Raw genomic sequence first — 11932 nt, forward strand, 5'->3', positions numbered from 1 at the left:
TTGAAAAGCAAATATTTTTAATGACCTATGGATATCGCGACGATCTCATGAAGACAACGACTCTCCTTTCCAGATTAACATTCTTTACTGCGGGAACGATATTACTGGCGAGTATCACGCCTTTAACGCAGGCGGAGCAGCTTCCGGCGGTTCCTCAGGTTGACGCTAAAGCCTATATTTTGATGGATTACCACAGCGGAAAAGTGCTGGCTGAATCTAACGCGGATGAGCGTCTTGATCCTGCCAGCCTGACGAAAATCATGGCGAGTTATGTCACCGGGCAGGCGATAAAGGCCGGGAAAATCAATCCTACGGATATCGTCACCGTGGGGAAGGATGCCTGGGCGACGGGGAATCCGGTATTACGCGGCTCCTCGCTGATGTTTCTTAAACCTGGCGATCGCATTCCGGTTTCGGAACTGAATAAAGGTATCGTTATTCAATCGGGTAATGATGCCAGCATTGCGCTGGCTGACTATGTCGCCGGCAGCCAGGATGCGTTCGTCAGTCTGATGAACAATTATGTCAACGCGCTGGGATTGACCAACACCCACTTTCTCACCGTCCATGGCCTCGATGCGCCGGGCCAGTACAGTACCGCGCGGGATATGGCGTTACTGGGGCAGGCATTGATCCGTGACGTGCCGGACGAATACGCGTTGCATAAAGAAAAAGAGTTCACGTTCAATAATATCCGGCAGCCCAATCGTAACCGGTTGCTGTGGAGCACCAATCTGAATGTGGACGGTATAAAAACCGGTCATACCAGCGGAGCAGGACATAATCTGGTGGCGTCGGCCACGGAAGGAAATATGCGCCTGATCTCCGTGGTGCTGGGGGCGCCGACGGATGCGACGCGGTTCCGTGAAAGCGAAAAACTGCTGACCTGGGGATTCCGCTTTTTTGAAACGGTAACGCCAATCAAGGCGGGCGCTCCCTTTACCACGCAGCGAGTCTGGTTCGGCACGCAAAAAGACGCCCGACTCGGCGTGGCGCAAGATGCCGCACTGTCGATCCCCAAAGGACAGATGAAAAATCTGAAAGCCAGCTTTACGCTGCTCCAGCCGCAGTTGTCTGCGCCATTGGCGAAGAATCAGGTGGTCGGCACCATTGATTTTCAGTTGGATGGCAAAAGCATCGGGCAACGTCAACTGGTGGCGCTGGACGACATTCCTGAAGCGGGAATTTTCAGCCGGCTGTGGGATTCGGTGATGATAAAACTTCAGCAGTGGTTTGGTGGTTTATTCGGTTAATGGCGACACCTTGAAAAGGCGTATCAGCGTCATTTCCGAAGGCTCGGAAAAAGAAAAGGCCCATCAATCTTGAACCTCAAAGGCGGGAAAGATGGGCTCCTCAATATGGGGATATCTAAAGAAAAGCAGTGGCATTAATTCAGACTTCGTCGCTAGGAAAAAGTTCTGCCCCTTCTAATAAATAGTGACGGTTTTTTACATTTACTATCAACCCGGTAATTCAGGCCAGATAATCACAATCAATGAACCCGCCAGCGTCAGTAATACGTTGGCGATGGCATAAGTTCCGGCATAGCCCAATGCCGGAATATTGCTGCGGGCGGTATCGCTGATGATCTCCATCGCCGGGGCACAGGTTCGTGCGCCCATCATCGCGCCAAACAGCAGCGCGCGGTTCATCCGCAGTATATAGGCGCCAAACAGAAAACAAATCACCACCGGCACCAGACTGACAATTAACCCCGATACCAGCATTTGTACGCCGATCTCGCCGAAGCTGCGGCCGATACTGCCGCCCGCGCTGAGCCCGACGCCGGCCATAAACACCATCAGGCCGAACTCTTTCACCATATTCAACGCGCCTTGCGGGATATAGCCGAAAGTCGGGTGGTTGGCCCGCAAAAAGCCGAGCATGATGCCGGCGAATAATAAGCCCGCGGCGTTGCCGATGCCGAAGGTAAAATTACTGAACTGGAAAGTGATCAGGCCGACCATGATGCCGATGATAAAGAAAGCGCAGAAGGCCAGCAGGTCGGTCATCTGACTATGAATGGAAATAAACCCAATCCGATCGGCGATGCTTTTTACCCGGCGCGCATCACCGCTTACCTGCAACACATCACCTTTATTCAGCACCACGCCATCGTCAATCGGCATTTCAATCTGGCTGCGAATGATGCGGTTAAGAAAACAGCCATGGTCGGTTAGTTTTAACTGGCTGAGGTGTTTACCGACGGCATTGTGGTTTTTCACCACAATTTCTTCGGTTACGATGCGCATATCCAGCAGGTCGCGATCGAAGACTTCTTTTCCGTCGCGAAAGTTTGGGTTAAGGCGGGCGTGGGCATCGGGGTAGCCGACAAGGGAAATCTCATCGCCGATTTGCAGCACGGCGTCGCCATCGGGATTAGCCAGAATGCCGTTACGTCGAATACGTTCGATGTAGCAACCTGTTTGGCGGTAAATGCCCAATTCCCGCAGATTTTTACCGTCCGCCCAGGCGACCAACTCCGGCCCGACGCGATAAGCGCGGATAACCGGCAGGTAAACTTTTCTTTGGCTGTCGGTATCAAGTCCGCGCTCACGGGCAATTTGCTGGGCGCTGGTGGGTAAGTCCTGATGCTGTAATTTGGGCAGATAGCGGGCGCCAAAAATCAGGCTGACCAAACCAATCAGATAGGTGAGGGCGTAACCGAGGCTGAGGTTATCCTGTTCGACGCCGAGCTGTGAGCCGATGCTGGACACATTTCGTAAGGTATCGCCGGCGCCGACCAACACCGGCGTCGACGTCATGGCGCCCGCCAGCATACCGGCGGTCAGCCCGATCCCCCAGCCGAAAAATTTTCCCAATCCCAAAGCTAAAAGCAGTGAGCTGCCGACCAACACCAGGGCGAGCATCAAATAATTTTTGCCGTCGCGGAAAAAAATGGAAAAGAAATTTGGCCCGGCCTCAACACCGACGCAAAAAATAAATAACATAAATCCGAGGCTGAGCGCTTCGGTATTAATCGAAAAGTGCTGCTGGCCGAGTAATAACGATACAACTAAAACACCAATAGAATTACCGAGTTGTACCGGCCCCAGGCGTAATTTCCCCAGGCAGAGTCCTAATGAAAGAACCACGAATAAAAGCAGAATGTAATTCCCGTTTAACAAATCAGCGACGTTTATATTCATGGGATGTAACTTGTTGTTTACCAGTAAGTTCTTGATATAAAAAGCGATAGAGGCTAAATTTAACCATTAAGTGCAGAGATTCCACTGACATCAAAAATAACCGTCAGCTGAAAGAAATCAGCGGTGATCAGTATAAATCCTTCAGTACAAATTGTTCAGTGCAATTATTGTGGCGCCGCTATTCTAGAGGTTTGTTGACTCTACAACCAGTATACGCTGAATAAATAGCGGCGATACCTCACTTTTTTTCATATCGGGGATGTTCAGCTGCGCATATTGACTGTGTCAGAGGCGGTATCAGACAAGAGAGGATGCGTATGGCGAGCGATAAAGGTTGGGTTGGTGCGACCTGCTGTTTTTTATTGTTTACCGTGGTTTTTTTAAGTCAAAAAATGAATGTGTCCGATGTGGTCGCCGGGGATGGACTGCGCGGCGACTTCGGAATGCTGCTTTTTTTATTACCCGGGGTGGTCGCCAGCTGCCTGTCCGCGAATGGGCGATTGCTTTACCCGTTGATTGGCGCGTTGGTGGCAATGCCGGTGTGCCTGCTTGTGCTGCACTTTTGGCGTACGCCCCATCACTCTTTCTGGCAGGAGTTGGCCTATATGCTGAGCGCCGTTTTCTGGAGCGTGCTGGGGGCGCTGGTTTTTTTATTTCTGCATGCGATCTATCGGCGGTATTTGCGCTGAGCGGGCGTTCCGTTAAGCCGCAGGCATAAAAAAGACGCAAGATGCGCCTTTTGCTTTATGTGTCGGAGAGGTTATTGCTGAAATAAACACAGGTTTTCTTTGGCGTAAGCCTCAAAATCAGTGCAGCCGCCGATGTGCTTTTCATCCAGGAAAATCTGCGGCACGGTTTCCACCGGTTTGCCTACCGTTTTCGACAAATCTTCTTTGGTGATCCCTTCCGCGCGGATATCGACATAGCGGAATCTGAAGTCATCACGCTGTTCCGCCAGTTTTTCCGCCAATTCTTTAGCGCGGACGCAATAAGGGCAGCCAGGCCGCCCGAAAATCACAGCGAACATGTAAACTCCTTAGTAAAATGAACAATAAAAAATGTTTTTCCAAAACTATTGGCGCAATGCCTGTCGTTAATGGGCGTTACTATGCTCGCATTGTTTGATGAAAAGAAGTAGTAATTACCTGTTGCATCGATTTGTTCTCTCAATGATGAGGCTGAAAAGCAGGCGGCGTTGGTCTGTCCGGCCGGCTGGCATATAATCGTCATCAGTATGATGCAGTTATTCGGTGTCTCCCTCGTCCCGGTCGAGACGGCGGGCGGGGGAACCATTACGGTGTATGACTTAATGCCTGAAGGATATGCAGAGTGACGCCCACTATTGATTTACTACAACGCCATCGCTCCATCCGTGCTTTTACCGCACAACCGCTGACGGACGAGCAACGTCGCGCGATTTTTTCCGCCGCGCAGAGTGCGTCCAGTTCCAGTTTCTTGCAGTGCAGCGCCATTATCCGTATTACCGATCCGGCGATGCGGCAAACGCTGGTTCACTATTCGGGTGAGCAGGCTTATGTCGCTCAGGCGGCGGAGTTCTGGGTTTTTTGTGCCGATTTCCATCGTCATCTGCAAATATTTCCACAGGCTGAAACCGGCCTGGCGGAGCAATTGCTGATCGGCTGCGTCGATACGGCGATAATGGCGCAGAATGCGCTGGTCGCCGCGGAGTCCCTGGGGCTTGGCGGCGTATTTATCGGCGGTATTCGCAACAAGATTGCGGATGTCACGACATTACTGAAACTACCGCAACAGGTCTTGCCGCTATTTGGACTTTGCCTGGGCTACCCTGACGCCGATCCGCAGTTAAAGCCGCGTATGCCGGTGGAGATGCTGGTGCATGAGAACGTTTATCAGCCGCTCGATCGCCAGAAGTTGGCGGAATATGACCAGCAGTTGGCGGAGTATTATCTTCAGCGCACCAGCAATCGGCGCGACACCTGGAGCGAGCATGTACGGCGCACGCTGAAAAAAGAACTGCGCCCGTTTATGTTGGACTACTTACATCAACAGGGATGGGCGGTACGCTAGCGTATCCCTCGGACATTTATGAAGATAGCCATTCTGTCTCGTGACGGGTCGTTATATTCCTGCAAACGTCTGCGCGAAGCCGCGGAAGAGCGCGGACATCAGATAGATATTCTTGACCCGTTGTCCTGCTACATGAATATCAATTCGGCGGCGCCGTCGGTGCATTACCGCGGCCGTCGGTTAGTGAAATATGATGCGGTTATCCCGCGTATCGGTTCGCTTATCACGTTTTATGGCACGGCGGTGCTGCGCCAGTTTGAAATGTCGGGCGGTTTTCCGCTGAACAATTCCGTCGCGGTTATTCGTGCCCGCGACAAACTGCATTCCCTACAGCTATTAGCCAGCGCCGGCATGGATTTGCCGGTCACCGGTTTTGCTCATTCACCCGATGATACCGGCGATCTGATAGAAATGGTCGGCGGCGCGCCGCTGGTGGTCAAGCTGGTTGAAGGGACGCAGGGGATCGGGGTGGTGCTGGCTGAAACCCGACAGGCGGCGGAAAGCGTTATTGACGCATTCCGGGGACTGAATGCCCATATTCTGGTGCAGGAGTATGTCCGTGAAGCGCAGGGCAGAGACATTCGCTGTCTGGTTATCGGCAACCGGGTGGTGGCGGCCATCGAACGGCAGGCAAAACCGGGCGAGTTCCGTTCCAATCTGCATCGCGGCGGTTCGGCAAGTAAAGTTCAGATAACTTCCCGGGAACGGGCCATTGCCGTTAAAGCCGCAAAAACGCTGGGGCTGAACGTGGCGGGCGTCGATATTCTGCGGGCCGAACGCGGCCCTTTAGTGATGGAAGTCAATGCCTCCCCAGGGCTGGAGGGGATTGAAACCACCACCGGGGTTGATATTGCCGGCATGATGATCGAATTTATTGAGCAGCATGTTCGTGCGTTATTGGTGAATAAAAGGTAGTTTTCCGCCTGGCGGTCTGGCCGGTAAATATCGGAACCGATCGTTTGTGATTTATCACGGTTTAATGTGATTTAAGGCGTGTTTATCATGGCGTCGGAACGTAATATTCCGTAAGCTATGGGCCCTTTTTAACAACAGTCGGTATGAGGCAAAAATGATGGATTCACTCATCGTCCCGGATTTGACTATGCTACGGCGGTGGCTGGATCAATTAAACATCGTGTTTTTTGAATGTGATTCCTGTCAGGCGCTCCATTTACCTCACATGCAGAATTTTGATGGGGTATTCGATGCGAAAGTCGATCTGGTGGATAACGTGGTTCTGTTCTCCGCGCTGGCGGAGGTGAAGCCCAGCGCGTTGATTCCGTTGGTCGGCGACCTGAGCCAGATCAACGCCAGCTCCCTGACGGTAAAAGCATTTATCGATGTTCAGGATGATAATCTGCCGAAGCTGATTGTTTGTCAGGCGTTCAGCGTCGCCGCGGGTATGACGCTGGAACAGTTCAGGCATTTCATGCAGCAGTCTGAAGAACAAATCTCGATGGTGATTTTAGAGGCCGGCGCCAATAATCTGCTGTTTATCGGTGATGAAGAAGAGTCCTCTGCTGGCGGAATGAATAGCTCTTTCCTTCATTAGTCCTATTGCTGCCAACGGCAGCAATCAGTTTCTCTTATTTTCTGCTACCCGCTGTTTATTCTGCATTTATCGCCCGATTGCCGGATATTCAGCGCTGTTTATCGCTAATTGGCCGTATTACATAGATAAAATGTGAATAAAAAATCGATAAAAGCCATTTTTTACTTTCGACTATGGTATGACCGATGTAGTGCGGTTATGCTTGATTGCTGTAACAGGCATGCGATAGCGTCGTCTTTAGGTCGATATCTACTATGATGAATTCAGTGCATAGTCATTCATTGATTTCTATCGCTGCCGCACAGGCGCAGGTGGAGTTTCGTCTCTGAATGAGACACACAGACTCCCATGAATCACCCCCTTGTATGGAGGAAGGAACGGATGTTCACCCAACGTAAAAAATTGTTATCGGGTGTTGTTGCCGGCTTGCTGATGGCCGCGTCCGTCACCGCATCTGCGGAAGAGAAAACGCTGCATGTTTACAACTGGTCTGATTATATTGCGCCGGATACGTTGCAAAATTTCCAGCAGGAAACAGGCGTAAAAGTGGTTTATGACGTGTTTGACTCCAATGAAGTGTTGGAAGGCAAATTGATGGCCGGCAGCACTGGGTTTGATTTGGTCGTTCCCTCGGCCAGCTTCCTGGAACGCCAGCTTGCCGCGGGGGTATTTCAGCCATTAGATAAAAGTAAGCTGCCGAATTATAACAATCTCGATCCCGAACTGTTGAAGTTGATCGCCCAGCACGATCCGGATAACAAATATGCGCTGCCGTATTTATGGGCGACGACCGGCATCGGTTACAACATTGATAAAGTCAAAGCCGCTCTGGGAGCCGATGCGCCCGTGGACAGCTGGGATCTGGTGCTGAAACCGGAAAATCTGGAAAAACTGAAAAGCTGCGGCGTCTCTTTCCTGGATGCGCCGGAAGAAATTTTCGCCACCGTGCTGAACTATCAAGGCAAGGATCCGAACAGCACCACGGCGGGCGACTACACCACGTCAGCCACCGACCTGTTGTTAAAACTGCGCCCCAGCATTCGTTACTTCCATTCGTCTCAATACATCAACGACCTGGCTAACGGCGATATTTGTGTGGCTATCGGCTGGGCGGGGGACGTGATGCAGGCGGCCAACCGCGCCAAAGAAGCTAAAAATGGCGTCAACATTCATTACAGCATCCCGAAAGAAGGGGCGCTGGCTTTCTTTGACGTGCTTGCCATGCCGGTCGACGCCAAGAATGTTGATTCAGCCTATCAGTTTATGAATTATCTGCTGAAGCCGGATGTGATGGCCAATATCAGTAATCATGTGTACTACGCCAGTGCGAATAAAGAGTCGGTGCCGTTGGTGAACGAAGAAATTCGTAACGATCCGGGTGTCTATCCGCCTGCGGATGTTCGCGCTAAACTGTTTACGCTTAAGGTGCAATCTCCCCAGATTGACCGTACCCGTACGCGTGCATGGACTAAGGTAAAAAGCGGTAAATAAACGTTTTTTGCTCTGAATTCATGGGATAACTAACAGGCGGCTAATCCCGCCTGTTTGCACAATATCTGTGTCACCGCCTTGATACATCAAGGCGGTGACTTGTTCTGCTTTTGCCGGAGAGCAATGCGAAGTGAATGAAGCCATTCCCCGTCCCCAGCCCAAGCCCCAAAAAGCGGTTACCCCGTTGCTGGAAGTTCGTAATCTGACCAAATCATTTGACGGTCAGGCCGCTGTTGATGATGTCAGTCTGACGATTTATAAGGGCGAGATATTTGCCCTGCTGGGCGCGTCCGGTTGCGGAAAGTCCACGCTGTTGCGCATGCTGGCGGGTTTCGAGCATCCAACGCAGGGGCAAATCGTCCTGGATGGTCAGGATCTGTCACGGGTTCCTCCCTATCAGCGTCCGATCAACATGATGTTCCAGTCGTATGCCTTGTTTCCTCATATGACGGTGGAAAAGAATATTGCTTTTGGTCTTAAGCAGGATCGGTTGTCGCGTTCTGAAATCAAAGATCGGGTGGAGGAAATGCTGACGCTGGTGCATATGCAGGAGTTTGCCGGCCGCAAACCGCATCAGCTTTCCGGCGGCCAGCGGCAGCGCGTGGCGCTGGCGCGCAGTCTGGCAAAACGTCCGAAGCTGTTGTTGCTGGATGAACCGATGGGTGCGCTGGATAAGAAACTGCGCGACCGCATGCAGCTTGAGGTGGTTGATATTCTGGAGCGCGTCGGCGTGACCTGCGTGATGGTGACGCACGATCAGGAAGAAGCGATGACGATGGCGGGCCGAATCGCCATCATGAACCGCGGGAAATTTGTGCAGATCGGCGAACCTGAAGAAATATATGAAAACCCCAATACCCGTTTCAGCGCCGAATTTATTGGTTCGGTCAATATGTTCGAAGGGGTGCTGACGGAGCGGCGGGATGACGCGCTGATTATACAAAGTCCGGGGCTGGTGCATCCGCTGAAGGTTGATTCCGATGTCTCCGTGGTGGATGGCGTGCCGGTGTATATCGCCCTTAGGCCGGAGAAAATCATGCTCGGTGATGAGATACCGGCTGATGGCTGCAATTTCGCCGTTGGGGAAGTGGTGCATATCGCCTATCTGGGCGATCTGTCGATTTATCATGTCAGACTGAACAGCGGACAGATTATCAGCGCGCAATTGCAGAACGCCTATCGCTACCGTAAAGGCACGCCGACCTGGGGCGACGAGGTGCGTTTGTGTTGGGACGCGGATAGTTGCGTGGTGTTGACGGTGTAGTGAGGAATTGTCATGACAATGTTTTCTGAACATAACACCGTGGAGTCGCCGGAAAAAAAACGCCGTCGGTTAACCCTGCTGATGCTGCGCTGGCGCCAGGATCACGGGCATAAGCTGGTTATCGCGCTGCCTTATCTGTGGCTGCTGTTGCTGTTTATGCTGCCGTTCCTGATCGTATTCAAGATCAGTCTGGCGGAAATGGCGCGAGCCATACCGCCGTACACCGATCTGGTTTCCTGGGTGGATGACCGGCTGGATATTTCGTTGAATCTGGCAAACTATCTGCATTTGCTCGACGATCCGCTCTATATTGATGCCTATCTGCAATCATTGCAGGTTGCGGCGGTATCGACGCTATGCTGTCTGGCGATCGGCTATCCGCTGGCCTGGGCGGTGGCGCACAGCAAACCGTCCACCCGTAATATTCTGCTGCTGTTGGTTATTCTGCCGTCGTGGACATCCTTTCTTATCCGCGTCTATGCCTGGATGGGGATCCTGAAAAATAACGGTATTCTGAATAACTTCCTGCTGTGGCTGGGGGTTATCGATCAGCCGCTGGTGATTTTGCATACCAATCTGGCGGTGTATATCGGCGTGGTGTATTCCTATCTGCCCTTTATGGTATTGCCGATCTATACCGCGCTCACCCGGCTGGATTACTCGCTGGTTGAAGCGTCGCTTGATTTAGGCGCGCGCCCGTTAAAAACCTTTTTCAGCGTTATCGTACCGCTGACCAAAGGGGGAATTATCGCCGGTTCGATGCTGGTATTTATCCCCACCGTGGGCGAGTACGTGATCCCTGAACTGTTGGGGGGACCGGATAGCATTATGATCGGCCGTATTCTTTGGCAGGAGTTCTTTAACAATCGTGATTGGCCTGTTGCATCGGCGGTGGCGATTATCATGTTGCTGTTGTTGATTATGCCAATCATCTGGTTTCACAAGCACCAGAGCAAAGCAGCGGAGGGCGAGGTATGAACAATCTGCCGGTGGTTCGTTCACCGTGGCGTATCGTTATTCTGGTGCTGTGCTTTACCTTCCTCTATGCGCCGATGTTGATGCTGGTGATCTATTCATTCAACAGTTCCAAGCTGGTGACGGTATGGGCAGGGTGGTCGACGCGCTGGTATGTCGAGCTGTTTCATAACTCTGCGATGATCAGCGCCGTGCTGCTCAGCCTGACGATTGCCGCGGCATCCGCCACCATGGCCGTGGTGCTGGGGACGCTGGCGGCGCTGGTGATGGTGCGTTTCGGCAGCTTTCGCGGTTCGAACGGCTTTGCGTTTATGCTGACCGCGCCATTAGTCATGCCGGATGTGATCACCGGCCTTTCCCTGCTGCTGCTGTTTGTGGCGCTGGGGCACGCCATCGGTTGGCCTTCGGAGCGCGGGATGCTGACCATCTGGCTGGCGCATGTCACATTCTGTACCGCGTATGTCACGGTGGTGATCAGCGCGCGTCTGCGAGAGCTGGATCGGTCTATTGAAGAGGCGGCGATGGATCTGGGCGCCACGCCGCTAAAGGTATTCTTCATCATTACGGTTCCGATGATTGCCCCGGCGTTGATTTCCGGCTGGCTGCTGGCGTTTACGCTGTCGCTGGACGATTTGGTGATTGCCAGCTTTGTCGCCGGGCCGGGGTCGACCACGCTGCCGATGCTGGTCTTCTCCAGCGTGAGGATGGGGGTTAATCCGCAGATTAACGCGCTGGCTTCTTTGATACTATTGGTGGTGGGAATTATTGGCTTTATTGCCTGGTGGTTTATGGCCAGGGCAGAGAAACAGCGCCAGCGCGATATGCAAAAAGCGAGACGGGGCTGATTCATCGCCAGCCGTTTCTTCGCCGTACGCTGAGTCAACGATAACGCCGCCATTGTCTGGTGGCGTTATCGTTCTGTATGAAGGGAGAGAGGAGAAATTCTGTACAGTAAAAAGGAAATCACACTGCAAAAAGCGTACGCTCCGGTTCCGGTCATGGTGGCGGGCATCGCTATTATCGCCACCCGTTTCCTGGGTGTTTTACTGTTGGTCTGGGAGTTGGGTCTGAGCGGTCTGGGAGACTGGATAGGGAGCAGCGCGCAGTCATGGGATTCAACGCTGATTTTTCTGTTGTCGCTGGTGGTGGTTTGCGCCGAGGTGCGTTGCGGATTCGCCGTGCTGACGGGCGCCAACTGGGGGCGTTGGGGATATGTTATCTGCCAGTGTCTGGTGGTGCCGTATATGCTGCTGGCGTCCGTGAGCGACTATTTCCCCGCCATATTCCATATCACTGGCGACGATCACGTGGCGGTGCTGCACCAGTTGTTATTGCAGAAGATACCGGATTTACTGGTCATCGTGCTGCTGTTTTTACCGCGCCGTTCCCGGCGTTTTTTTACTCGTCTCATCCATGAGACTCGCCCTGTGGGCCGCCGCACGCGGCGTTGAA

12 protein-coding genes are annotated in these 11932 nt (G+C 52.5%); 10 read left to right on the forward strand and 2 right to left on the reverse strand.

The genetic code is table 11. From position 1 onward, the window contains the following. Positions 1-47 precede the first annotated feature (47 nt). The gene (locus tag JG725_RS01220; RefSeq protein WP_199376202.1) at positions 48-1253 is read left to right on the forward strand and encodes a serine hydrolase; all 1206 of its coding nucleotides are present in this window, start codon (positions 48-50) and stop codon (positions 1251-1253) included. Positions 1254-1460: 207 nt separating this feature from the next. Here the strand turns inward: JG725_RS01220 and JG725_RS01225 are convergent, their stop codons facing one another. Beyond that, positions 1461-3149, reverse strand: a complete 1689-nt coding sequence (locus JG725_RS01225; protein ID WP_199376204.1) for an aspartate:alanine antiporter — start codon at positions 3147-3149, stop codon at positions 1461-1463. 317 nt (positions 3150-3466) lie between these two features. Here JG725_RS01225 and JG725_RS01230 point away from each other — a divergent pair, with 317 nt between their 5' ends. Next, positions 3467-3838, forward strand: a complete 372-nt coding sequence (locus JG725_RS01230; RefSeq protein ID WP_172288184.1) for an inner membrane protein YbjM — start codon at positions 3467-3469, stop codon at positions 3836-3838. A 71-nt stretch (positions 3839-3909) separates the two neighbouring features. Here the strand turns inward: JG725_RS01230 and JG725_RS01235 are convergent, their stop codons facing one another. After that, the gene (locus tag JG725_RS01235) at positions 3910-4176 is read right to left on the reverse strand and encodes a GrxA family glutaredoxin (RefSeq protein WP_172288183.1); all 267 of its coding nucleotides are present in this window, start codon (positions 4174-4176) and stop codon (positions 3910-3912) included. A 302-nt stretch (positions 4177-4478) separates the two neighbouring features. On the opposite strand from JG725_RS01235, the gene nfsA reads away from it, so the two are divergent. The 8 genes from nfsA to JG725_RS01275 all read left to right on the forward strand — a co-directional run bounded on the left by nfsA (position 4479) and on the right by JG725_RS01275 (position 11931). Next, complete coding sequence (gene nfsA / locus JG725_RS01240; protein WP_172288182.1) at positions 4479-5198, forward strand: oxygen-insensitive NADPH nitroreductase; 720 nt, start codon at positions 4479-4481, stop codon at positions 5196-5198. An 18-nt stretch (positions 5199-5216) separates the two neighbouring features. Continuing rightward, entirely contained in the window at positions 5217-6113 is an 897-nt protein-coding gene (rimK, locus tag JG725_RS01245) for a 30S ribosomal protein S6--L-glutamate ligase (RefSeq protein WP_199376206.1), read from the forward strand. A 157-nt stretch (positions 6114-6270) separates the two neighbouring features. Next, the gene (locus JG725_RS01250; protein ID WP_172288812.1) at positions 6271-6750 is read left to right on the forward strand and encodes a YbjN domain-containing protein; all 480 of its coding nucleotides are present in this window, start codon (positions 6271-6273) and stop codon (positions 6748-6750) included. Positions 6751-7131: 381 nt separating this feature from the next. Continuing rightward, positions 7132-8241: a spermidine/putrescine ABC transporter substrate-binding protein PotF gene (gene potF / locus JG725_RS01255; protein ID WP_172288178.1), complete on the forward strand. Its 1110-nt coding sequence runs from the start codon at positions 7132-7134 to the stop codon at positions 8239-8241. A gap of 130 nt (positions 8242-8371) precedes the next feature. Further along, a complete protein-coding gene (gene potG / locus JG725_RS01260; protein WP_172288176.1) occupies positions 8372-9505 on the forward strand; it encodes a putrescine ABC transporter ATP-binding subunit PotG in 1134 nt (377 codons plus the stop codon). Between the two features lie 12 nt (positions 9506-9517). Beyond that, positions 9518-10483, forward strand: coding sequence for a putrescine ABC transporter permease PotH (gene potH / locus JG725_RS01265; RefSeq protein WP_172288174.1), 966 nt, complete (start codon positions 9518-9520; stop codon positions 10481-10483). After that, a complete protein-coding gene (gene potI / locus JG725_RS01270) occupies positions 10480-11325 on the forward strand; it encodes a putrescine ABC transporter permease PotI (protein ID WP_172288172.1) in 846 nt (281 codons plus the stop codon). Before potH ends, potI begins: the two co-directional genes overlap by 4 nt. A gap of 117 nt (positions 11326-11442) precedes the next feature. Beyond that, positions 11443-11931, forward strand: coding sequence for a YbjO family protein (locus JG725_RS01275; RefSeq protein ID WP_172288810.1), 489 nt, complete (start codon positions 11443-11445; stop codon positions 11929-11931). The last annotated feature ends 1 nt before the right edge of the window (position 11932 follow it).

The organism is Brenneria sp. L3-3C-1 (genome assembly GCF_016456245.1).
Taxonomy (GTDB): domain Bacteria; phylum Pseudomonadota; class Gammaproteobacteria; order Enterobacterales; family Enterobacteriaceae; genus Brenneria.